At 58.5% G+C, this 22,025-nt stretch carries 20 protein-coding genes and 1 tRNA gene; 10 read left to right on the top strand and 11 right to left on the bottom strand.

Going from position 1 to position 22,025, the window contains the following annotated elements; genetic code table 11:
* The first annotated feature begins 11 nt into the window (after positions 1 to 11).
* Positions 12 to 1,094 (top strand): malate/lactate/ureidoglycolate dehydrogenase, encoded by a 1,083-nt coding sequence (locus B2J69_RS11300; protein WP_081139384.1) that lies wholly within the window; start codon positions 12 to 14, stop codon positions 1,092 to 1,094.
* Positions 1,095 to 1,129: 35 nt separating this feature from the next.
* Here B2J69_RS11300 and gntT read toward each other — a convergent pair whose 3' ends face one another.
* Positions 1,130 to 2,446 (bottom strand): gluconate transporter, encoded by a 1,317-nt coding sequence (gntT, locus tag B2J69_RS11295; RefSeq protein ID WP_081139383.1) that lies wholly within the window; start codon positions 2,444 to 2,446, stop codon positions 1,130 to 1,132.
* Positions 2,447 to 2,737: 291 nt separating this feature from the next.
* On the opposite strand from gntT, the gene B2J69_RS11290 reads away from it, so the two are divergent.
* A complete protein-coding gene (locus tag B2J69_RS11290; RefSeq protein WP_081139382.1) occupies positions 2,738 to 3,886 on the top strand; it encodes an iron-containing alcohol dehydrogenase in 1,149 nt (382 codons plus the stop codon).
* Positions 3,887 to 3,902: 16 nt separating this feature from the next.
* Here B2J69_RS11290 and B2J69_RS11285 read toward each other — a convergent pair whose 3' ends face one another.
* The 5 genes from B2J69_RS11285 to B2J69_RS11265 form a co-directional block, all read right to left on the bottom strand.
* Entirely contained in the window at positions 3,903 to 4,730 is an 828-nt protein-coding gene (locus tag B2J69_RS11285) for a Cof-type HAD-IIB family hydrolase (RefSeq protein WP_081139381.1), read from the bottom strand.
* Positions 4,731 to 4,874: 144 nt separating this feature from the next.
* Positions 4,875 to 5,327 (bottom strand): RcnB family protein, encoded by a 453-nt coding sequence (locus tag B2J69_RS11280; RefSeq protein WP_081139380.1) that lies wholly within the window; start codon positions 5,325 to 5,327, stop codon positions 4,875 to 4,877.
* An 828-nt stretch (positions 5,328 to 6,155) separates the two neighbouring features.
* Entirely contained in the window at positions 6,156 to 6,872 is a 717-nt protein-coding gene (locus tag B2J69_RS11275; protein ID WP_158083429.1) for an EAL domain-containing protein, read from the bottom strand.
* A 316-nt stretch (positions 6,873 to 7,188) separates the two neighbouring features.
* On the bottom strand, positions 7,189 to 8,283 hold the full coding sequence (locus B2J69_RS11270) for an ABC transporter substrate-binding protein (RefSeq protein ID WP_081139378.1): 1,095 nt from the start codon (positions 8,281 to 8,283) through the stop codon (positions 7,189 to 7,191).
* Between the two features lie 107 nt (positions 8,284 to 8,390).
* The gene (locus B2J69_RS11265) at positions 8,391 to 9,686 is read right to left on the bottom strand and encodes an HAAAP family serine/threonine permease (RefSeq protein ID WP_081139377.1); all 1,296 of its coding nucleotides are present in this window, start codon (positions 9,684 to 9,686) and stop codon (positions 8,391 to 8,393) included.
* Positions 9,687 to 10,044: 358 nt separating this feature from the next.
* Between B2J69_RS11265 and B2J69_RS11260 the strand changes: the two genes are divergently transcribed.
* Complete coding sequence (locus tag B2J69_RS11260) at positions 10,045 to 11,169, top strand: AI-2E family transporter (protein ID WP_081139376.1); 1,125 nt, start codon at positions 10,045 to 10,047, stop codon at positions 11,167 to 11,169.
* A gap of 89 nt (positions 11,170 to 11,258) precedes the next feature.
* Here B2J69_RS11260 and B2J69_RS11255 read toward each other — a convergent pair whose 3' ends face one another.
* Positions 11,259 to 11,825, bottom strand: coding sequence for a UPF0149 family protein (locus tag B2J69_RS11255; RefSeq protein WP_081139375.1), 567 nt, complete (start codon positions 11,823 to 11,825; stop codon positions 11,259 to 11,261).
* 384 nt (positions 11,826 to 12,209) lie between these two features.
* Between B2J69_RS11255 and tcuC the strand changes: the two genes are divergently transcribed.
* Complete coding sequence (gene tcuC, locus B2J69_RS11250) at positions 12,210 to 13,538, top strand: MFS transporter (RefSeq protein ID WP_081139374.1); 1,329 nt, start codon at positions 12,210 to 12,212, stop codon at positions 13,536 to 13,538.
* Here tcuC and B2J69_RS11245 read toward each other — a convergent pair.
* Positions 13,520 to 14,437 carry a LysR family transcriptional regulator gene (locus B2J69_RS11245; RefSeq protein WP_081139426.1) on the bottom strand — a complete coding sequence of 306 codons (918 nt, stop codon included), beginning with the start codon at positions 14,435 to 14,437 and terminating at the stop codon, positions 13,520 to 13,522. The genes tcuC and B2J69_RS11245 overlap by 19 nt on opposite strands.
* Positions 14,438 to 14,755: 318 nt before the next feature.
* Here B2J69_RS11245 and B2J69_RS11240 point away from each other — a divergent pair, with 318 nt between their 5' ends.
* The 4 genes from B2J69_RS11240 (at position 14,756) to B2J69_RS11225 (ending at position 17,887) form a co-directional block, all read left to right on the top strand.
* Positions 14,756 to 14,992, top strand: coding sequence for a DUF2171 domain-containing protein (locus B2J69_RS11240; RefSeq protein ID WP_081139373.1), 237 nt, complete (start codon positions 14,756 to 14,758; stop codon positions 14,990 to 14,992).
* Positions 14,993 to 15,124: 132 nt separating this feature from the next.
* Positions 15,125 to 16,252 (top strand): serine hydrolase domain-containing protein, encoded by a 1,128-nt coding sequence (locus B2J69_RS11235; RefSeq protein WP_143806276.1) that lies wholly within the window; start codon positions 15,125 to 15,127, stop codon positions 16,250 to 16,252.
* A 24-nt stretch (positions 16,253 to 16,276) separates the two neighbouring features.
* Positions 16,277 to 17,203: an alpha/beta fold hydrolase gene (locus B2J69_RS11230; RefSeq protein ID WP_081139371.1), complete on the top strand. Its 927-nt coding sequence runs from the start codon at positions 16,277 to 16,279 to the stop codon at positions 17,201 to 17,203.
* Positions 17,204 to 17,287: 84 nt separating this feature from the next.
* Positions 17,288 to 17,887 (top strand): hypothetical protein, encoded by a 600-nt coding sequence (locus B2J69_RS11225; protein ID WP_143806275.1) that lies wholly within the window; start codon positions 17,288 to 17,290, stop codon positions 17,885 to 17,887.
* Between the two features lie 210 nt (positions 17,888 to 18,097).
* Here the strand turns inward: B2J69_RS11225 and B2J69_RS11220 are convergent.
* Positions 18,098 to 18,174 (bottom strand) — tRNA-Arg (locus B2J69_RS11220).
* Between the two features lie 181 nt (positions 18,175 to 18,355).
* Here B2J69_RS11220 and folD point away from each other — a divergent pair.
* The gene (gene folD / locus B2J69_RS11215; RefSeq protein WP_081139369.1) at positions 18,356 to 19,222 is read left to right on the top strand and encodes a bifunctional methylenetetrahydrofolate dehydrogenase/methenyltetrahydrofolate cyclohydrolase FolD; all 867 of its coding nucleotides are present in this window, start codon (positions 18,356 to 18,358) and stop codon (positions 19,220 to 19,222) included.
* Positions 19,222 to 19,434 carry a ribosome-associated protein YbcJ gene (gene ybcJ / locus B2J69_RS11210; protein ID WP_081139368.1) on the top strand — a complete coding sequence of 71 codons (213 nt, stop codon included), beginning with the start codon at positions 19,222 to 19,224 and terminating at the stop codon, positions 19,432 to 19,434. Before folD ends, ybcJ begins: the two co-directional genes overlap by 1 nt.
* Positions 19,435 to 19,460: 26 nt before the next feature.
* Here ybcJ and B2J69_RS11205 read toward each other — a convergent pair whose 3' ends face one another.
* Complete coding sequence (locus tag B2J69_RS11205) at positions 19,461 to 20,558, bottom strand: AAA family ATPase (protein ID WP_081139367.1); 1,098 nt, start codon at positions 20,556 to 20,558, stop codon at positions 19,461 to 19,463.
* Between the two features lie 35 nt (positions 20,559 to 20,593).
* Complete coding sequence (gene cysS / locus B2J69_RS11200; protein WP_081139366.1) at positions 20,594 to 21,979, bottom strand: cysteine--tRNA ligase; 1,386 nt, start codon at positions 21,977 to 21,979, stop codon at positions 20,594 to 20,596.
* Positions 21,980 to 22,025 lie beyond the last annotated feature (46 nt).

Here is a 22,025-nt window from a genome sequence, read left to right as displayed (position 1 = left end):
AGAAGAGCAAGATGAGTGAACTCACCCGTATTCACCCCACGCAGCTGCATGCGTTCGTGCAGGCGATATGGCTGCACGCCGGCAGCAACGCTGATGAGGCGCGCCTGGTGGCGGATCACCTGGTGGCGGCCAATCTGGCCGGACACGACTCCCACGGCGTCGGCATGATCCCCAGCTACATGACCTCATTCAGCCAGGGGCATCTGCAGCTTAATCAGCATCCGGTGCTGGAAAAAGACGCCGGCGCGGTGCTGACCTTTCACGCCCGTGGCGGATTTGGTCAGGTGGCCGCGTTCGAGGCGATGCAGCAAGGCATCGCGCGCGCCCGGCAGACCGGTATTGCGGCGGTCGGCCTGCATCACTCGCACCATATTGGCCGTATCGGCCACTGGGCCGAACAGTGCGCGGCGGCGGGATTTATCTCTTTTCACTTCGTTAACGTGATGGGCGATCCGATGGTGGCGCCGTTCGGCGGCAGCGACCGCCGTTTCGGCACCAATCCCTTCTGCGCCATCTTTCCGCGCCGCCAGGGCAAACCGCTATTGCTTGATTTCGCCACCAGCGGCATCGCCTTCGGCAAAACGCGCGTCGCCTGGAACAAAGGGGTCGATGTGCCGCCGGGTTATCTTATCGATCATCAGGGACAGCCGACGCAGCACCCTGGCGTGATGCATGAAGCGCCCTACGGCTCACTGCTGCCGTTTGGCCTGCACAAAGGCTACGCGCTGGCGACGATGTGCGAAATCCTCGGCGGCGCCCTCTCTGGCGGCCGCACCACCCACGAAGAGACGGTGCTCGCCAGCCATGACGCCATCTATAACTGCATGACCACCATTATCCTCAACCCGGAGGCGTTCAACGCGCCGGCGATGCAGGAGGAAGCAGAGGCTTTTCTGGACTGGGTGAAGCGATCGCCCCAGAGCGGCAGCGAGCCGATTCAGGTGCCGGGAGAATGGGAAGAGATGAACCGCGCGCTGCGCCAACGCGAAGGGATCCCGCTGGACGCCAACAGCTGGCGGCAAATCTGCCTGGCAGCGACGCAGGCGGGCATGCCCGAAGAGGAGCTGGCCGCGTTTCGCGCGCAGGCCAGCTGACATCCGCCGCCGGGCAGCGCGCCCGGCGGCATGGGTTAAATCACGTACGACAGCAGCATACAGCCCACCAGCCCGCACACCGAGATAATGGTCTCCAGCGCCGACCAGGAGCGAATGGTCTCGCCGATGGTGAGGTTAAAGTACTCTTTAAACAGCCAGAAGCCCGGATCGTTAACGTGGGAGAAGATCACACTGCCCGAGCCCACCGCAATCACCATCAGCTCTGGGCTGGCGCCGCTGCTGGCAATCAGCGGCGCGACGATGCCGCCCGCCGTAATCGCCGCCACGGTGGCGGAACCCAGCGCAATGCGCAGCACGGCGGCGATTGACCAGGCCATAAAGATCGGCGAGACGTTGCTCTCCTGCATCATCGCGGCGATATATTTATCGACGCCGCTGTCCACCAGCACCTGCTTAAACGCCCCGCCGCCGCCGATAATCAGCAGCATCATGGCGATGATTTTTATCGAGTCGGTAATGGTGCCCATCACCTCATCCATAGTGCGCCCGCGATTCAGGCCAAAGGTGAAGATGGCGATCAGCACCGAAATCAGCGTCGCCATCACCGGATCGCCGAAAAACTCCGCGTAAGGCAGCAGCGCGTGCCCTTTCGGCAGCACCATTTCCGCCAGCGCGCGCAGCGCCATCAGCACCACCGGCACCAGCGCGGTCCAGACGCTGACGCCGAAGCCCGGCATCTCTTCTTCGCTAAAGGTTTTTGGGTTATAGAGCCCCTGCGGGATCGGTTTATCGATTTTTTTCAGGAAGCGGGCGTAAACCGGTCCGGCGAGGATCACCGTCGGAATGCCGAGCAGCGTGCCCCACAGCAGGGTTTTGCCCATATCGGCGTTGAACAGCGTCGCAATCGCCGTTGGGCCGGGATGCGGCGGCAGAAAGCCGTGCGTTACCGACAGCGCGGCCGCCATCGGCACGCCGACGTAGAGCAGCGGCACGCGCGCCGAGGCGGCGACGCTGAACACCAGCGGCAGCATCAGCACAAAACCGACCTCGTAAAACAGCGCGAAGCCGACGGTAAAACCGGTCAGCACCAGCGCCCACTGGATATATTCCTTGCCGAACTTGTCAATCAGCGTGGTGGCGATGCGCTGCGCGCCGCCGCAGTCCGCCAGCAGCTTGCCGAGCATGGCGCCGAATCCCATGATCAGCGCCAGGCTGCCGAGCGTGCCGCCCACGCCGTTTTTAATCGAGAGAATAACTTTATTGACCGGCATGCCCTGCATCATGCCGACCACCAGCGCCACCAGTATCAGCGCGATGAATCCATTGAGTTTGAAGCGAATCATCAGCAGCAGCAGCAACGCCACGCCGATCGCCACAATAAGTAATGGCATAGGTGTTCTCCAGCTTGCAGACCGGCCAGCGGCCAGCAGCGTGTTGTTATCGTAGGTCCGAAACGGACGTTGGGTACAGCATCGGAAAAACGGGTTAACAGTCGGACACAACCTGTTACCAGTAACATGTTAAGGGTAACATCGTCAGGAAAGCACCTCCTCGCCTGCGCTGAATTTCTGTTTTGCGAAGGTGATCAACTTTTCATCGCCCTGTTACAGGAAAGTTTGTCGCGGTTGCGCTTCCGCTTTTGGTTACACTCCTGTTTTCTCTTTTTACATAAGGATGTCGCGGTGAGTGAGAATCTGATCGAGCTGTACAGTAATCAACGAACCCTTTCTGGACGCGGCAGCATCCGTCAGCTGGTGCCGCTGCTGCGCGCCGATCCTCAGCCCACGCTGCTGTTTTGCGGGCGTTCGTTTTTAAACGGGCCTGTCTATGCACAGCTGAAAAGCGACCTGAACGATCTTATTATTGGTTATGAAATCGTCGCGCATGAAGCGTCACCGGCTGAGATTGACGCCTGGGTCACACGCTGGCGCGGCCATGTCGATCGTGTGGTGGCGATCGGCGGCGGCAGCGTGCTGGATGGCGCCAAAGCCTTTAGCGCCATGATGCAGCATCCGCTGCCGACGGCGCGCTATCTGGAAAAAGTCGGCGATACGCCGGTGCAGGCGGTGACGTTGCCGCTGATCGCCGTGCCGACTACGGCGGGCACCGGCAGCGAAGCCACGCAGAACGCCGTGGTGACCGATCAGCTCGACATCAAAGTGAAGGCGTCGCTGCGCCATCCGGTATTTGTGCCGCAGGTGGCGATTCTCGATGCGGATCTGCTGAAAGGCGCGCCTGATAAGGTGCTGGCAACCTGCGGCATCGACGCCTTCACCCATCTTTTTGAGGCCTATCTCTCCAGCAAAGGCAATCTGTTTAGCCGTCAGCTGGCGCTGACCGGGCTGCGTCAGTTTGTGCAGGCGTGGCCTGCGCTGAACCGCACTGATGCGCAGGGCGACGCGGCGCGCGAGGCGATGATGCTCGCCTCCTGGCTCGGCGGCGTCTGTCTGAGCAGCGCCGGGCTGGGCGTCATTCACGGCCTCGCAGGAGAGCTGGGCGCGATCAAACCCTATCACCACGGCGAAGTGTGCGGCCGCCTGCTGTTTCCGTTCCTCGAGCAGCTGGCGGAGAGCCGCGATGCGCAGCAGCAGCAGCTGATGCAGGCGTTGCACCAGCAGCTGTTCAACACGCCGGACGCGCAGCCGACGCGCTTCCTGAAAAGCTGGCTACAGCAGCAGGCGATCGTCCCTTTCTGGCAGGAGACGCAAACCCTGAGCGAGGCGGATGTCGAATGGATTCTGGCGCGCGCCAACAGTAAAAATTCGCTGGTGAGCTATAGCCAGCAGGCGATGCGCGCAATGCTGACCGAGGCGTGGCAGGTCACTCCCTAGCTCGCCAGCGCGGCGTTCAGGCAAACGGCGGTTCGCCCGCCAGCATCGCCTCAATCACCTGCAGCACGCCCGCGTCGTTGTTGCCGGGCGCAGCGTAGCGCGCCGCCGCTTTGACCCGCTGCGGCGCGTTCGCCATCGCAAAGCTAAAGCCAGACTGTTTCAGCATTTCCAGGTCGTTGCCGCCGTCGCCGAACGCCAGCACCTGCTGATGATCGATGCCCCAGCGCTGCGCCAGAATATTCAGCCCGTTGGCTTTATGATGGCCTGGCACAATCAGATCCACCGAGCCGTGTCCGCTGGAGGTGGCGGCCGCCGCGCCCTCATGCAGACGCTGAATATCCGCCATCAGCGGCTCGACGTAGTCGTCGGAGAGATTAAGCGCAAATTTAAACAGCCGGTCGTTGCCGGTCTCTTCCAGCGTGTTAATCGCCTTTAACCGATGGCAGTAGTGACGCATTTTTTTCAGCCACTGCTCCTCAACGGCGCCGCTAAAGTAGTAGGCGCTTTCTCGTCCGCACAGAATATAACGCAGCCCGGGATAGTGGCCGTTTTGCAGCGTATCGAGCACCGCATTGACGTCCGCGCGGGAAAAGGCGCCGCAGAACAGCTCCTGCTCGCCGTCCAGTACCCAGGCGCCATTCTCTGCCACAAAGGCGATGTCGCTGGCGAGGGTTGGAAAGAACGATTTCAGCTGGTAGTACTGATTGCCGCTGGCGACGACAAATTTAATGCCGCGCGCCTTCATCTCTGCATAGCAGCGCATGAAGCGCGGCCGATCGTACTGCTTCTGGTCATCAAGGAAGGTGCCGTCCATATCAACCGCCACCATTTTTACCACTGTCATTGCGACTCCTTATCAGGCGAAAGGAAAGAAGCAAAGCATAGCCTGGGGAGCGTGAAAAAAAGAGGAACAGGCGCGCATCGGCGCAGCCGGTTTTTATCAGGAAGAAGAGAGAAAGGGGCGGCCTGCGCCGCCCCGGAGGCTGGTTTAGTTAAAGGCGTTGCTGAGGATCAGCGAGGTGATCACACCGGTCGCGGCGGCAATCAGCACGTAGTTACCGTCGATATAGGACCAGTATTCGCCGCGCGGCGGCTCTGGCAGGCGGCGAGCGCGCCAGTCATCTACCCGATAGTGCGGGCCGCGATATTCCGGCGGCATCGGATGACCGCGACGGAAGTCATGGCCGTTCCAGGCAAAATGATCGCGGCCGCGATCGTCATGGCGATCGCCGCGCGGGCCGCCGGCGAAGCGGTCACGATCCGGTCCATGGCCCTGCGGACCGCGACCGCGGTCGTCGTGACGATCGTCATGGCGATCGCCGCCATGCTGCTGCCACGGCTGGCCGTGATGATCGCCCGGGCCATCAGCCCAGGAGACGGTGGAAATCAGTGAGCTGCATGCAATAAAAGTCGCGATAACGCGTAATGTTGTTTTTTTCATCATAACCTCCAGTAGCAACAGCGAGAGTCGCGCCGTTAAGATGTACTATCGGTGATATGGGGGGCGCTCCGCATCTCCTAAAGTCTTAAAAATCGGTAACTTACAGACTATTACTCTGCTTAGCGCTTCCTTAACACTCGGCAGAAATTGTGGAGAGAGCTGGATCTGAATATGGCGCAGGCAAAAAAGGGAAAACGTCAGTTCAGGAAGCGAGCAAATTTCAGATCAGAATAGCGGACTACAGAGCGGAGTGAAAATGAAAAACCCGATCGTAAACGATCGGGGGAATACGATTCCTTAATACCGAATACCGGCTAATCCTTGCCAAATCAAGGAAAAAAACTAGAGAACACAACACCACATCACGAGTGTTGAGCGGTTATCTTAACACTGATGATTCTGTTTTGGCATAATTAATGGCGCAGATTAGGATATTTCTCTATTAGTCAGTTTACACGCGAGGTTAATTTTCATCGTGAATCAACAAAGCGGATAAATATTCCCGCATGCAGCAGCGCATGCGCATTTTACAGGTCTGGGGTCGGACCAGACGAGCAAATTAATTATTTTCGCTATTAATATGCCTGCTAAATATTTCAGCGCTAAAAGAGTGTGACGCTTCGGCGCCCGGATGGCGTCATATCTGGGCTGATATGCGCTACGCCGCGAAAAAAACCACGCCTTTCCCCGCCTCTTTTCGCTTTCTTTACGTTTTTCCGCGGGCTTTTCAGGTTATGACGTTAACTTCCTGCGCCCGCGCGAATATAATAACAATCTGAATAGTTAAGGCAGGACGAAAAAAAACAGCTTATTCGCCCTGCTTCGTGTTTAAATAGCGTCACCCTGGCTTAAATGCTGAGGCAGTTCGTCAATTTCCAGCGCAGGAAAATAGTAACCCTGCAGCCCGTAAAGCGGAATATGTTCCAGCGCCGCCAAATCTTCTTTATTTTCTACTCCTTCAACAATAATTTTCGGACAGTAGCGCTGAATATTCGCCATCAGCACGGGAAAAATAGATTTCTCTTTTTGTTCCCAGAAAAAGCGTTTGTCCATTTTCACCGCGTCGAACAGGCCGGTATAAAGCGCGTCCAGATTGGCGAAGCCGGTGCCGAGATCGTCGAGGAAAAAGTGCATGCCGCGCGCCTTGAGCTGCTGCAGCGCCTGACGCGCCTCAACATCGTGCGAAAAATCAATATTCTCGGAAACCTCCAGCCGCAGTACGCTGGCGATACTGAACAGCCAGCTCAGCTGCGCATCCTCTTCCACCATGCGCACCATATCGCGATCGATATTAATACTGACAAATAAGCCCCGCTGCTCCAGCAGCGCGACGGTCGGCGACAGCGCGTTCAGCTGCTCAAACAGCAGATCGCGCTTCTCGCTGAAGGGCATATTTTCAATCACCATAAAAGGATTGCGCGATTTACCCGCCACCGACGTATAGCGCGTCAGCAGTTCAAAACCGACAAAGCCGCCGGTCGGAGAGATCACCGGCTCAAGGATAAATTTTTTGTTCAGCGTGGAGGCCAACGTGTGTGGAGTCATAAACACCTCGGGCAAAGCCCAAATGGCAGCACGCTGGCGTCGGAAAAGCGTCATCTTTTCCGGCGGCACGCCGCGCTGCCCAAATTAAAAGTCTGTTTTTGCACTCCCTGTTGCCTGGTTTATTGCGCCCGGTGCGAAATAAACGCGCGGATTTCACCACGTTTTTGGGTTTTAGCAAGCTTTTTCGCTGGTGGCGTTAGAGACGCGGGGAAAAGTACGGCATCAAAATAAAAAGCAGTTGGTTTAAGAGTAGCGAAAGATGGCGCGGTGAAAAGGTAAATTAACCGCGCGTTTTGTCAACGCGCGGCCAGCAGGTTCAGGGATAGCTCAGGGTCACGGGCGCGTCCGGCAGACGGGTAAAGCGCGTCACGATAGTGTGGAAGTCAGCGGTGGGATCCAGCCGGGCGAACGTTTGCGGGTAGAGATCTTTCGCCAGGATCTCCATCCCGATGATGTTATAGGGATGGTTATAGAAATGGTGGTAGACGCCATAGACGCGGCCCTTCTCTACCGGCGCGATCTGCTTAAGGCCGGTGCGGTTGAGCAGACCGCTAAAGGTGGCTGACACCGCCTGCGCGGGGATGTTATAGCCAAACGGCAGCACGCCTGCATTTGGCCGCTTTGAGCCGGTCATAATATAGACGTCCGGCTTCATGGCGATAATCTTCTCCAGCGAGACGAAGCCCGCGTTGCCCGGCAGCAGCGCGGATCCGATATTCTTTCCGCCCACCGCTTCCACCAGCCCGCCCCAGCCGTTGTGGCCATGGGTAAAGCAGCAGTTATCGCTGTTGCCGGCGATCGGTTCGATAAACACCGTCGGCTTCTGCGCCACCTGCGCGATGGCCGCATCAAGCTGCTGTAAGCGCTGCTGATAGAAGGCGGTATAGTCGCCCGCTTCTTGCTCACGGTTCAGCACCTTGCCCAGCAGCGCCACGCTGCGCGCGGTGTTCTCTTTCGGATGCAGCTCATAATCGATAAACAGCACCGGAATATGCAGCCCCTTTAGCGTCTCCAGCACGCCGGACTGCTGCAGCGCCGACTTTGCGCGCAGCTGCGCGATCATCAGGTCCGGCTTCTGCGCCAGCACGCTCTCAAGATTGACCTGCCCCTGATCGTTGAACCCCATATCAACGATGTTCGCCGCCTGCGGCCAGCGCTGCTTCAGCAGATCCCAGGTCTGGGTGTCCTGCTTTTTCGGCAGATTGTTCCAGGCGACGACGCGCTGAAAGGGATTGTCGCGATCCAGCAGCGCCAGCGCCAGCACGTCGCGGCCATCCTGCAGGATCAGATGCTGCGGCTCGTGGTCGAGTCGGATAACGTTGCCGTCCAAATCGGTGACCTGCAGCGGGTATTGCGTGGCGCCGCACGCCGTCGACAGCAGCAGCCCAGCCAGCAAAAGCGTTTTTTTCATGCGAGGGATCTCAGGTAACTAATACGTATTCTCAACAACGGTAGCACGCGGCCAGCAAAGAAAACCAAACAAAAGCTAAACGGCCCGCGCTTAACGGGCCGTCACGCTTAGCTGACCAGAGAGTAGAAAATGGCGGAGATTGCCACCAGCCCAATCAGCACCACAAACAGATTGCTGAGCTGCCCGCTGTATTTGCGCATCGCGGGCACTTTATGAATGGCGTACATCGGCATCAGAAACAGAATAATGGCGATGACCGGCCCGCCCAGGGTTTCGATCATATCGAGAATGCCGGGGTTCCAGCTCGCCACCAGCCAGGTGCTGAGCAGCATAAACAGCGCCGTGGCGCGGTTCAGCGTGGCCGGCGCCAGGGTTTTGCCGCGGCTGTGCAGCATTTTATTCACCAGCCCGTTAAAGCCTTCGCGCGCGCCAAGATAGTGGCCGAGGAACGATTTGGTGATGGCGACAATGGCGATCAGCGGGCCGAGCCAGGCGATAACCGGCACCTGAAAGTGGTTGGCGAGATAAGAGAGAATCGAGATGTTCTGCGCCTTCGCCGCCGCCAGGTCCGCAGGCGACAGGCTGAGCACGCAGCTAAAGACGAAGAACATCACCGTCGCCACCATCAGCAGGTGGGAACAGGCCAAAATGCGCGAGCATTTCCGCTCCGCGTCGTCGCCATATTCCGCGCGCTTCGCCACGGCGAAAGAGGAGATAATCGGCGAATGGTTAAACGAGAACACCATCACCGGGATCGCCAGCCACAGCGTCATCCACAGCCCTTTGCCGCCGCCGTCAGGGTGCAGCGACAGGGTATGCAACGCCGCGCCGTGCCAGTGCGGGATCAGGTACACCGCCAGCAGCATCAGCACCGCGACAAACGGGAAAACCAGAATGCTCATCGCCCTGACGATCATCTGTTCGCCGAAGCGCACCACCGTCATCAGGCCGATAATCAGCATCAGCGACAGCAGCACGCGCGGCGGCGCGACCAGCCCCAGCTGATGGGTAATAAAACTCTCTACCGTGTTGGTGATCGCCACGCTGTACATCAGCAGAATGGGAAAGATAGCGAAGAAGTAGAGCAGCGTAATGATTTTGCCGGCGCCCGCGCCGAAGTGCTCTTCGACCACGTCGGTGATATCGCCGCCTGCCTGCTTGCCGGAGAGCACGAAGCGCGTCAGCGCGCGATGGGAGTAATAGGTCAACGGAAAGGCGAGCAGCGCCATAACAAGCAGCGGCAGCAGTCCGCCGACGCCGGCGTTAATCGGCAGAAACAGCACGCCTGCGCCGATAGCGGTGCCGTAGAGCCCCAGCATCCAGATGGTGTCGGTTTTGCGCCAGCCGCGTTCTGCTGGCGCCTCTGCGGCCGCGGTGAGCGTACCGGTTTGCGTGGTTTTCATCTGCCCGTCCTGTCTTGAGTACGTCAACGCCGTCGACGGTGAGATGGCGTCGACGGCCAGATTGCCGCGCCGCCCTGCTTCGCCGCGGAGCGGCAGCGCGGAGTGGCGGCCGCAGCAAAAATTCGCCTAACCGCAGCGGGTGTAAACGATTGCGCAGGATTTTTACACACCTTGACGACAGGCTTCAACCAGCATGCGTTAATCGTGCATATTTCAGGCAAAATCCGTTATCACAACGCTACGCCGCCTTTGCCGCACGCGGCTGGCTTAAATTTTTAAACGAAACCACGGTTCGGCATTACAAACCTCGTCGGGCGTTCTATAGTTCATCCGCAACACTTAACCCTGAGGTTTATGCATGCGTGTTAAAGGATTAAAACTCGGTTTCTTTATCCTGATCCTGGCGATAGTCACCGTGGCGTTTTTCGATGTGCTGGCGCCCTACTTCTCGCCTATTTTGTGGGCTGCCATTCTGGCGGTGATTTTTGCGCCGCTAAAAACCTGGCTACGCCACAAGATGGGCGATCGCAATGGTCTGGCGTCGCTGGTGACGCTGCTGATTATCTGCCTGATCGTCTTTACGCCGCTGGCGATTATCGCCTCGTCGCTGGTAGTCGAGATCAACACCGTTTATCTCAAGCTGCAGACCAATTCGGCGCAGTTCCCGACGGTGTTCGCCGATCTGCTGCAGCATCTGCCTGGCTGGCTGCGCAGCTTCCTCTCCGAGCATCAGCTGAATAACGCGACGCAGATCCAGCAGAAACTCTCCTCTTTCGCGCTGAAAGGCGGTCAGTACATGGCGGGCAGCGTCTTCCTGATCGGCAAAGGGACCTTTACCTTTACCGTCGGCTTCGGCGTTATGCTCTATCTGCTCTTTTTCCTGCTGAAAGATGGCTCTTACCTGGTGCATCTCATCCTGGAGGCGCTGCCGCTCTCGACCTACGTTAAGCATCACCTGTTTATGAAATTCGCCGCCGTCTCGCGTGCCACGGTGAAAGGCACGGTGGTGGTGGCGCTGGTGCAGGGCGTTCTCGGCGGGCTGGCGTTCTGGTTTGTGGATATCGACGGCAGCCTGCTGTGGGGCGCGCTGATGGCCTTTCTGTCGCTGATCCCGGCGGTGGGTTCGGCGATTATCTGGGTGCCTGCGGCGGTGTTTTTCTTCGCCACCGGCGCGCTGTGGAAAGGGCTATTTCTTGTCGGCTTCTTTGTGGTGATCGTCGGGCTGGTGGACAATATTCTGCGTCCGCTGCTGGTGGGCAAAGATACCAAGATGCCTGACTACCTGATCCTGATCGCCACCTTAGGCGGCATGGAGATCTACGGCATTAACGGTTTTGTGATTGGTCCGCTGATCGCCGCGCTGTTTATCGCCTGCTGGAACCTGCTGTCGGGCAAGGATAACCGCGATAATGTCGAAGAGATTGACGAAGAGTTTATCGAAGAAGGGAAAAAGCTGTCGGACGAGGCGGCGGTCGAGAAGTAGCGCGGGAAGCTGAATTCTCTCAAATGGCATTCATGCCTGCCCTCTCTCCCGCACTGACATACTCAGGGCCGCGTAAGCGGCCCTGCTTATTAGTGAATCGCGCTGGTGTTGCCATGCCAGTGGTTATAGAGGCGCAGCGCCGCCGGCTGAATCTCATCGGTGCTTTGCAGATAGGCGATCTCATCCATGCCGTCGAGTTTTTCCACCTCGTCGACATCGCCATGCAGCGCAATCGCCTGCAGCGACGGCTGCAGCTCGGCAGGCAGCGCGGGCCACTCCGCCAGCGCCACGCCCGTCATATAGCCGAAACACCACTCTTCCACCACCAGCAGCTCGCGACCATCCATCTCGCGGTAGCCGAACAGCGGTTCAAACTGTTCCGGATAGCGGCTGAGGCGCTCGGCGATATCATTCATCATCTGCGCCGCCAGCGAATTAAAGCGCTGCTCGTCTGCCGGATCGTCCCACTCCGGCGCGGTTTCGCCCCAGATAACCGGCTTCAGCGCGTCCAGCGCCAGCGGCGACGGACTGGAGAGCGCGGCGGTAAAAAGACCGTCCAGCTCGCTGATGTCGATCAAGCCGTCTTCGCTGTCGTGCTCCATCAACACGTCTTCCATCCACTCGATTTCGTCTGCGTTCAGTGGGCCTGTAGCCATGGTAATTCCTCTTGTGGTGTGTCGAAGATGTGGGTGGTCGCGCTGTCGGGCTGACCCACGAGAAAGTTGGGTGAGAGAACAGAATCTCGGTAAGGCGTAAGTTTAGCTGCGGGTAGTGTGCCTGAGAGCGGCCGGGATGCCAACAAAACCCGCGCGCTATGAAGCCGGTCACGAATTTGATCAACGGCGGCGGCGCCTTGTCGCAGAGCTTTGGGCGCCGCTCGCCAGCCGTTGTCAGGGATCGCTGCATCCAGCGAGCAGATTGATGCGTGTTATGCATTAATCAATACGGAAATAGCACTTATTAACTGCGCCTTCCTGTTCCAGTCTTGCATCACAACAAAGTAATGAATCATTAACATTACGTATCAGCTGGAGCCTTTTATGCAAACAACCTCTGTACCTGCTAACACGCTGCGCGCCCGCGCGGGCGCTATCTTGCGCGTCACCTCGGGAAACTTTCTCGAGCAGTTCGATTTTTTTCTCTTTGGCTTTTACGCCACCTATATCGCCCACACCTTCTTTCCGGCGAGTAGTGAGTTCGCCTCGCTGATGATGACCTTTGCCGCCTTTGGCGCCGGCTTTCTGATGCGGCCCATCGGCGCGGTGGTGCTGGGTGCCTATATCGATAAAGTCGGCAGACGAAAAGGGTTGATCGTCACGCTCTCGATTATGGCGACGGGCACCTTTCTTATCGTATTGATCCCGTCTTATGAGGCAATTGGCTACTGGGCGCCGCTGATCGTGCTGCTGGGACGCCTGCTGCAGGGCTTTTCGGCCGGCGCGGAGTTAGGCGGCGTATCGGTTTACCTGTCTGAAATCGCCACGCCGGGCAGAAAAGGCTTCTATACCAGCTGGCAATCGGGCAGCCAGCAGGTGGCGATAATGGTGGCGGCGGCGATGGGATTCGCGCTGAATGCATTAATGGAAGAGAGCACTATTCGCGAATGGGGCTGGCGCATTCCCTTTGTCTTCGGCTGCCTTATCGTTCCCTTTATCTTTTTCCTGCGCCGTAAGCTTGAAGAGACGCAAGCCTTTAGCGAACGCCGTCAGCATCCGGATATGAAACAGGTATTCCATACGCTACTCGGCAACTGGCGCATCGTGATCGCCGGCATGTTGATGGTGGCGATGACCACTACCGCGTTCTACCTCATTACCGTCTACGCGCCGACCTTCGGCAAAAAAGTGCTGATGTTAAGCGCGTCGGACAGCCTGCTGGTAACCTTGCTGGTGGCGGTATCTAACTTTATCTGGCTGCCGATTGGCGGAGCGTTGTCCGATCGTATCGGCCGCAAGCCGGTGCTGATCGCCATGGCGCTGATCGCTATCGCCACCTCCTACCCTGCCCTGAAATATCTGGCGGCCGATGCGAGCTTTTACACCATGCTGGGCGTGCTGCTCTGGCTGTCATTTATCTACGGCCTGTATAACGGCGCCATGATCCCGGCGTTGACCGAAATCATGCCGGTATCGGTCAGGGTGGCGGGATTTTCGCTGGCGTACAGCCTGGCCACGGCGCTGTTCGGCGGTTTCACGCCCGCGATCTCTACGGCGCTGATTGAAGTGACCGGCGACAAAGCCGCGCCAGGGTTGTGGATGAGCTTCGCCGCCGTGTGCGCGCTGCTGGCGACCCTGTTTCTCTATAAGCAGGAGGCCCGTCCTCGTCACGCGACCAGGCCTGGCCCAGAGGGTCACAGGCAGAGCGCCTGACCTTCCGCGGCGTTGGCCGCGATAATCATCTGCTCCAGCTCACCGGCAAGATGCGGCAGTTCCTGTCCGGTGCGCTTCACTATGCCGACCGTGCGGCGCACGGTCGGCTCCGTCAGCGCTATCGCTGACAAAAAAGGATGGCCCGACTTCGGCATCGCCATTGAGGGCACTGCGGCGATGCCCAGCCCCGCTTCCACCATCCCCAGCAGCGTGGTGACATGACGCGTCTCACAGACGCTGGCCCGCTCAGGAACAATTCCCGCCAGCGCCTGGTCGAGCAGATTGCGGTTGCCGGACGTTTTGTCGAGCCAGACATAGGGATAGCGATAAAACTCGCGCCAGGTCACGCTTTTCTTCTCTGCCAGCGGATGCTGACGCGGACAGACGGCCACATAGGCCTCATCCACCAGCGGTAAAAAGCGGATATCAGGCTGAGGTGAACCGGTAAAGCTCAGGCCAAAATCCGCCTCTCCTGAGATCACCGCGTCGTAAACCTCGCCGGCGCTGGCGTCGATCAGTTTGATGCGCACGCGTGGATAGTGAGTCTGAAATTGCGCAATTACCGTCGGCATAAAATAGTAGGCGGCGGACGGCACGCAGGCCACGGTCACCAGCCCGGCGCGGTTCGGGTTGATATCGCCGATTTCGGCAAGCGCGCTTTCTAAATCCCTGAGCAGCTGCTGCGCCCTGGGCGCAAAGCTTCTTCCCGCCAGGGTGAGGTTGACGCGGCGCGTGGTTCTTTCAAACAGTTTTACACCCAGGGAGGTTTCCAGCTTATCGATGCGTCGACTCAGCGCAGGCTGGGAAATGTGCACGGCTTCGGCGGCCAGCTTAAAGCTTTTGCACGTCGCCAGCGCCTGAAAAGCGTAGAGATCGTGAAGATCGAGGTTTAACGTCATCGGTTTCATATCGCGTCGCGCCCTGCCAGACTGTGTGAGAGCACGCTATTTTACAGGCAATCGTCTCGATTGCAGGACTCTTTGCCGCGCCTCACTTATTTTTATCCTGCTGCACCTGCGGCGCAGGCGTTAAATTAGGCTATACGCGCGTCAGAATAAACGCGTAAAACAGATAACGTTATTTAAGCCTGTAAAAAACACAGCAGATATTTCATTTTGTGAATAACTTGCCGAATGTGCTTTTAACGGCCACGCTTAAAGAGTCACGAAGCAGAATTATTCCCGAGACCGAAAGGTTGCATTTTCAACGGAGGAACTATGGTAGACAAATCAAAAGTTTTAGATCACGCGCAGGTTGTTGACGCTAACGGCGAACACGTTGGTATTGTTGACCATTTTGACGGCGATGACAAAATTAAGTTGGCGAAAAGCGATCCGGAAGCGGGCGGTAAACATCACATTATCCCGTTCAGCTGGGTAAAAGATGTCGACGACAATAAAGTTATTCTGTCTAAGTCGAAAGCGGACGTGGAAAAAGAGTGGCAGACCGCATAATAGTTTAGTCGCGGCGTTGATTTTATTCTCAACGCCGCGCTCGCGCTTAATCCCCTTCTCTTTACTGCTGCGATTGACTATTTTCTTCTGACGTATTTGCGTGCGCGCAAGTCGATCCTACCGGGAGAAAACGTGCTGTTACCTGAACACGCCCTGCATGCGTTGCTTGCTCAGCAGACGGAAAGCCGTTTTCCGGCTCTCTCAATGGCGATTGGCAAAGGCAGTGAAACGATCTGGCAGGCGGCTGCGGGCTATGCTGACGTGGAAAAGCAGCGCAGCAACACGCCAGACACGGCGTTTGGCATCGGCAGTATCACCAAAGTCTTTATCGCCGTGCTGCTGCTTCAGCTCTGTGAAGAGGGCCAGTTACCGCTCGACGCGCCGGTTTCACGCTGGCTGGACGCGAAGCGGCTCGCGGGGATCGCCAATGCGCAGCGCGCGACCACCAGACAACTGCTGTCGCACTATGCCGGAATGCGAAGCTGGGAAGATGAACCGGCCTGGATTGCCGACGCGCGTGGACAGCGTCTCACGCCGGAAAAAACGTGGCGTCCGGCGGAAAGCCTTGATTATATCCGCGACAAACCCGCGCGCTTCGTGCCGGGAGCAGCCTTCCACTACTCCAACACCCATTTCACCCTGCTGGGTCTGTTAATTGAGACGATTGCGCAAAGCAAGCTGGAAGCGGTTTTGTACCAGAGAATTTTTCAGCCGCTTGCGCTGCAGCACACCTTTCTTGAGGGCTATAGCCCTGCAGACAGCCGCAAGATAGCGCGCCGTTACCACCGGCTCGACCCTGACTTTTTGCGCAACGCGGGCCTCTCACCGCATATGAAGCCCATTTCTGGCGGCCTGATCGATGTCTCCGCCAGCAACCTCTCGGTAGAGTGGGCCGCCGGCGGCATCCTTTCTACCGCGCAGGATCTTATGACGTTTATGCTCGCCCTGAGAAACGGGCGGTTGCTCTGCGCGCAGAGTATGCGGGAGATGCAGCGCTGGCTGCCGGCGGATAACGACAAGATGGGGTTAAGCCTGTTCAACATCGATAGCGCCTGGGGCACGGCTTCTGGACACGGCGGCAATGTGCTGGGCTTTAGCGCCTGCGCATGGTGGTATGAAAAAGCGGACTGTACGCTGACGATATTGACCAACGTGGGTTCCATGCACGCCACCCCGCAGGCCGACAGCGCCAGCCGCTTTTTCCGGCAATCCGACGCAGGCAGGCTGGCGCAGGCGATATGCGCGCGCCATCACCGATGATCCTGACTTTTCAGGGAGAAAATAATGCATCCGATAGTGGAACGTGGCGAATCGCCTTTTATTGCAGGATTCCAGCTGCAGGATGTCACGCTGCCCAACGGCGTTACGCTGCGCGTAGCCACGGGTGGCCAGGGCGCGCCGCTGCTACTGCTTCATGGCCATCCTCAGAACCACCTTACCTGGCGCAAGGTCGCGCCGCGCCTGGCAGAAAAATATCGCGTGATACTGCCCGATCTGCGAGGCTACGGCGACAGCGACAAACCCGCCAGCGATGAGCGTCATCGCCCCTATTCGAAGCGCGTTATGGCGGACGATATCAGCCTGCTCATATCCGCGCTGGGCTATGACAAGGTAGCGTTTGTCGGCCACGATCGCGGCGGTCGCGTGGGCCACCGCCTGGCGCGCGATCATGCCGACCAGCTGAACTGCTGCGTGTTTATCGATATCGCGCCCACCGCCACCATGTATGCGCTGACCGATAAAGCGTTCGCCACCCGCTATTTCTGGTGGTTTTTCCTGATCCAGCCCGCGCCGCTGCCTGAAACCCTGATCGCCAACAACACCGCCTTTTTTCTGCGTAAGCATCTCGACGGCCAGCTAAAAACCCCTGGCGCCACCCCGGAGGCGATTTTCAACGACTATCTGCGCTGTTATCAGCAGCCCGAGATGATCCATGCGGTTTGCGAAGATTATCGCGCCGCCGCGACCATCGATCTGGAAGATGACGCAGCGGACAGCCGTCGCATCGCCTGTCCGCTGCTGCTGCTGTGGGGGGCGAAAGGAACGGTCGGAGAACTCTACGACGTGGTGGACACCTGGCGCGATCGGGCGCAGCAGGTGAGCGGCGAGGCGCTGCCCTGCGGACATTCGCCGCAGGAAGAGCTGCCGGAGATGTTCCTCGACCGGCTAAGCGCTTTTCTGGCGGCGCAGCGCTTAACAGAGAGCCTGTAGCGCTTCCCTTTTGTTTCAGGCCCTGCGCCGGTCATCCTGCGCAGAGCCTGCCTCGCTCTTCCGCTGCCTTACTTTTCGGGCAGGATGCCTGAAATCTTGTTACCGGCCAGCACAACAGCCCGGCAAAGACGGCAAAAAATCGCTATGCCACACTCCCCTCATAGTGAATCAGGCGAAGCCGATGAGCCTTTAAATATTGATTATCGTCGTCGCGATTTCGCTATACACGCCCTGTTCCACTCCTTATTTCATATTCCTGAAAGGAAAGACGATATGACCACTGCTTCAGATTTAGCTCAACAGGCAATTGATACGATTAACGCGCTGAAGACGCTGGCTGAAAATGGCGCCAGCGTACCGGATGATATTCAGGCCCAGCTCGACAGCTACGCCGTGCAGGTAAAGGATCTGGAAGCGCGCCTGGAAACGCAGCAGGATGTAAGCGAGGTGTATCGCAATGAAATTCTTAGCAACAGCGAGTTCCTCGGCTTTGCCGTGGAAATTATCAATAAAATTCAGGCGCTGCTGGATAGCGGCGTGATTAATACCATGCCGGTAGAAGAACAGCGACAACTGCAGGAAACGCTGATGTATATTACGGAACGTCAGAAAAATGACGATGACTACCGTAAAGCGGGCGATCCCAAACCGCGCTCTTTTGAGGAGTATCGCAATCCCGTTTAAGGGCTGGCGTAAAAGCAAACCGCTGAAAGGCGGTTTTTTTATGCGGGAAAAAGGGGGAAACAGTGAGTGTTATAAACGGGCAGCAAACCGCTTTTACAGGCTTTACGCCGTCTTTCTAAAAAAGCATGCGCTAAAGAACATGAGGACGTCAGAACGACGCGAGGGAATGGCGATTTCGCAACGTGAAGCAGGCTGCAGCAGAAGAGAAAATGGCACGCCCTACAGGATTCGAACCTGTGACCTACGGCTTAGAAGGCCGGTGCTCTATCCAGCTGAGCTAAGGGCGCACGGGGATGGCGAGGATTATACGGCGAGACCTCAACGAGTCAACGCTTTTGGCCGACCCTGCGACGCGTATGCCGAAGAATCAGACAACCCGCGATAATTCAGAACCTGACAGCGCCTCACGCTTCTGACAGAATAGGCGCCTTTCCCCGATTCAACACAACACAGTGGATTTCCTCTCTGATGGCAGCAAAAATTATTGACGGTAAAACGATTGCGCAGCAGGTGCGCCTTGAGGTTGCGGAAAAAGTAAAGCAGCGTCTGGCAGCCGGTAAACGCGCGCCGGGACTGGCGGTCGTTCTGGTAGGTGAAAACCCCGCTTCGCAAATCTACGTCGGCAGCAAACGTCGCGCCTGCGATGAGGTCGGCTTTGTGTCGCGCTCATACGATCTGCCTGCCACCACCAGCGAAGCCGAGCTGCTGCAGCTGATTGACGATCTCAATAACGACCATGAGATCGACGGCATTCTGGTACAGCTGCCGCTGCCGGCCGGCATCGACAACGTCAAAGTGCTGGAGCGCATCACGCCCGATAAAGATGTCGATGGCTTCCATCCCTACAACGTTGGCCGTCTCTGCCAGCGCGCGCCGACGCTGCGTCCCTGTACGCCGCGCGGCATCGTCACGCTGCTGGAGCGCTACAATATCGATACCTACGGCCTGAACGCCGTGGTGGTTGGCGCGTCCAACATCGTAGGCCGCCCGATGAGCATGGAGCTGCTGCTGGCGGGCTGCACCACCACCGTAACGCATCGCTTCACCAAAGATCTGCGTCACCACGTCGAGCACGCGGATCTGCTGGTGGTGGCAGTCGGCAAACCCGGTTTTATCCCGGGCGACTGGATTAAGCCGGGCGCGGTGGTAATCGACGTCGGCATCAACCGACTGGAGAGCGGCAAAGTGGTGGGCGACGTTGACTTCGACGCGGCTGCCGAGCGCGCCTCCTACATCACCCCGGTGCCGGGCGGCGTGGGGCCGATGACCGTCGCGACGCTGATCGAAAACACGCTGCACGCGTGCGAAACTTACCATGATAAAGAGGAAGCATAATGGCGACTTTTGCCCTGGGTAAACACCCGCATGTCGACCTGTGCGATCTGCTGAAGCTGGAAGGCTGGGTAGAGAGCGGCGCGCAGGCGAAGATCGTTATCGCCGACGGCGAAGTCACCGTCGACGGCGCGGTAGAAACGCGCAAGCGCTGCAAAATCCTGGCCGGCCAGACCGTCGAATTTGCCGGACAGCGCATCACCGTTACCGCCTGAAAAGAGGCGTCCTGCGGGACGCCCTTCTACTCCTCCGCGATACGCGTTTCGCCCTCACACTGCTCCAGCCGAATATGATTCACCGGCGCATGCTGCGCAATCAGATGCGCGAGGCGCGGCGAATGGCTGGTGATCCAGAGCTGACAGAACTGGCTCGCTTCGGCAATCAGGTGCGCCAGCGCCGGCAATAAATCCTCATGCAGACTGTTCTCCGGCTCGTTGAGCGCCATAAACTGCGGCGGCCTTGGGCTGAGCAGCGCCACCACCAGGCAAAGAAAGCGCAGCGTGCCGTCCGAGAACTCGACGCTGTCGAGCGGGCGCAGCACCCCGCGCCGCGACATCTGCATCTGAAAGCGGCCGTTCTGCACCTCAACGTGAAACTCGCTGTCGGGAAACGCCTGCGCGGTCACCGCATAGAGCAGCTCATGATGGCCGCGCTCGACGATAGTCGCCCAGGCGGCGGCGAGGTTGCTGCCGTCATGCGCCAGCACCGGGGATCGCACACCCGTCTGCGGCGCGCGGATCGGCGAGCCGGGCCAGACGGCGAATTCATGATAGAAGCGCCACTGGCGCAGCCGTTCGCGCAGCTGCGACAGCTCGGGATAGCGATGCGGCTCGCCCAGCTGGCCGAACAGCGACTCTTCGGGATGCAGCGTTGCCGGATAGGCCACGCGCTCGCCGTCGACGTTATGCAGAAACGCCGTCTGATTTTGCCGCTGCATAATGCAGGAGGCGGGCCGTCGCCGCTGGCCGCTCAGCCAGATGCGCTCCTCTTTTACCAGCGGGTCGAGGTTAAACAGCGAGGTAGCCAGCGGTTCCGGAAAGCCGATGTCGAGCTGATAGTCGAGATCGTCCATCTGCGCCGCCAGCGTCAGGCGTCTGGCATCGTGGCGCCGATCGCCGCGCCGCAGGCCGCCCGCCCACATGACCTTCTGAATGCCGCCCTCTTCCGCCAGCGCCGCCGCAAGCCGTCCGCTGGCGGCGTCGTGCAGCAGCCTGACCGCTTTATAGAGGTTCGATTTGCCGCAGCCGTTGGGGCCGCTGATCACGTTCAACTGCCCCAGGGTCAGCGACAGCTGGCGCACCGAACGAAAGCCGTGGATCTCAATCTTTTCAACCGGCATAAAAAAAGGGCGCCAGCGCGCCCTCTCCGTTGAGGTTACTTACGACGCCAGGTGGAGCCCTGCGGCCCATCCTCCACAATCACGCCCAGCTCGTTGAGCTTGTCGCGCGCGATATCAGCCTGCGCCCAGTTTTTCTCTTTACGCGCGTCGGCGCGTGCCTGCACCCAGTGCTCGATCTCAGCCACTTCGTCGGCGTTGCTCTGCGCGCCGCTCTGCAGGAACTGCTCGGGATCCTGCTGCAGAATGCCCAGCACGTTGGCAATTTCGCGCAGCTTTGCCGCCAGCGCGTTGGCCGCATCGCTGTTCTCGCCTTTCAGGCGATTAACCTCGCGCGCCATGTCGAACAGCACCGAGTAGGCTTCCGGCGTGTTGAAGTCGTCGTCCATCGCCGCGCGGAAGCGCGCGTCAAAGGCTTCGCCGCCCGCCGCCGCGACGTTCGGGTCGGTGTGACGCAGGGCGGTGTAGAGACGCTCCAGCGCCGCGCGCGCCTGGTTCAGGTTCTCTTCGCCGTAGTTAAGCTGGCTGCGGTAGTGGCCGGACATCAGGAAGTAGCGCACCGTTTCGGCGTCGTAGTGCTGCAGCACGTCGCGCACGGTGAAGAAGTTGCCGAGAGATTTCGACATCTTCTCGCGATCCACCATCACCATGCCGGAGTGCATCCAGTAGTTGACGTACGGGCCGTCGTGGGCGCAGGTCGACTGAGCAATCTCATTCTCATGGTGCGGGAACATCAGATCCGAGCCGCCGCCGTGAATATCGAAATGCGCGCCGAGCTGTTTGCAGTTCATCGCCGAGCACTCGATATGCCAGCCCGGACGCCCATTGCCCCACGGCGACGGCCACGCCGGCTCATCCGCTTTCGACATTTTCCACAGCACGAAATCCATCGGGTTGCGCTTCACTTCGGCCACTTCCACGCGCGCGCCGGCCTGCAGCTGCTCCAGATCCTGACGCGACAGCGCGCCGTAATCGGCGTCGCTCGGCACGTCGAACATCACGTCGCCGTTGTCGGCGACATAGGCGTGACCACGTGCGATCAGACGCTCCACCAGCTCGATAATCTCCGCGATATGACGCGTGGCGCGCGGCTCCTGATCCGGCGGCAGAATACCCAGCGCGGCGAAATCTTTATGCATTTCGCCGATCATACGGTTGGTCAGGGTTTCGATGCTCTCGCCGTTCTCATTGGCGCGTTTAATGATTTTGTCGTCAATATCGGTGATGTTGCGCACGTAGTTCAGGCGATAGCCGCTGTAGCGCAGGTAGCGAGATACCACGTCGAACGCCACGAAGGTGCGTCCGTGGCCAATATGACAGAGGTCGTACACCGTGATACCGCACACGTACATGCCGATTTCGCCAGCATGGATAGGTTTAAATTCCTCTTTCTGTCGACTCAGGGTGTTATAAATCTTTAGCATTGAACAGTTCCGTTTAGACGTGTGCGGTAAACACTTTTATCAGGTT

This window comes from Pantoea latae, from assembly GCF_002077695.1.
GTDB lineage: Bacteria > Pseudomonadota > Gammaproteobacteria > Enterobacterales > Enterobacteriaceae > Pantoea > Pantoea latae.
Note: the sequence above shows the minus strand (reverse complement) of the source record. Positions and strands in the feature narration are given on the sequence as shown.

Coding starts and splice junctions, on each gene's coding strand:
- B2J69_RS11300 (WP_081139384.1), top strand. CDS start 12: ATGAGTGAACTCACCCGTATTCACCCCACGCAGCTGCATGCGTTCGTG.
- gntT (WP_081139383.1), bottom strand. CDS start 2,446: ATGCCATTACTTATTGTGGCGATCGGCGTGGCGTTGCTGCTGCTGCTG.
- B2J69_RS11285 (WP_081139381.1), bottom strand. CDS start 4,730: ATGACAGTGGTAAAAATGGTGGCGGTTGATATGGACGGCACCTTCCTT.
- B2J69_RS11280 (WP_081139380.1), bottom strand. CDS start 5,327: ATGAAAAAAACAACATTACGCGTTATCGCGACTTTTATTGCATGCAGC.
- B2J69_RS11275 (WP_158083429.1), bottom strand. CDS start 6,872: ATGACTCCACACACGTTGGCCTCCACGCTGAACAAAAAATTTATCCTT.
- B2J69_RS11270 (WP_081139378.1), bottom strand. CDS start 8,283: ATGAAAAAAACGCTTTTGCTGGCTGGGCTGCTGCTGTCGACGGCGTGC.
- B2J69_RS11265 (WP_081139377.1), bottom strand. CDS start 9,686: ATGAAAACCACGCAAACCGGTACGCTCACCGCGGCCGCAGAGGCGCCA.
- B2J69_RS11260 (WP_081139376.1), top strand. CDS start 10,045: ATGCGTGTTAAAGGATTAAAACTCGGTTTCTTTATCCTGATCCTGGCG.
- B2J69_RS11255 (WP_081139375.1), bottom strand. CDS start 11,825: ATGGCTACAGGCCCACTGAACGCAGACGAAATCGAGTGGATGGAAGAC.
- tcuC (WP_081139374.1), top strand. CDS start 12,210: ATGCAAACAACCTCTGTACCTGCTAACACGCTGCGCGCCCGCGCGGGC.
- B2J69_RS11245 (WP_081139426.1), bottom strand. CDS start 14,437: ATGACGTTAAACCTCGATCTTCACGATCTCTACGCTTTTCAGGCGCTG.
- B2J69_RS11240 (WP_081139373.1), top strand. CDS start 14,756: ATGGTAGACAAATCAAAAGTTTTAGATCACGCGCAGGTTGTTGACGCT.
- B2J69_RS11230 (WP_081139371.1), top strand. CDS start 16,277: ATGCATCCGATAGTGGAACGTGGCGAATCGCCTTTTATTGCAGGATTC.
- B2J69_RS11225 (WP_143806275.1), top strand. CDS start 17,288: ATGCCTGAAATCTTGTTACCGGCCAGCACAACAGCCCGGCAAAGACGG.
- folD (WP_081139369.1), top strand. CDS start 18,356: ATGGCAGCAAAAATTATTGACGGTAAAACGATTGCGCAGCAGGTGCGC.
- ybcJ (WP_081139368.1), top strand. CDS start 19,222: ATGGCGACTTTTGCCCTGGGTAAACACCCGCATGTCGACCTGTGCGAT.
- B2J69_RS11205 (WP_081139367.1), bottom strand. CDS start 20,558: ATGCCGGTTGAAAAGATTGAGATCCACGGCTTTCGTTCGGTGCGCCAG.
- cysS (WP_081139366.1), bottom strand. CDS start 21,979: ATGCTAAAGATTTATAACACCCTGAGTCGACAGAAAGAGGAATTTAAA.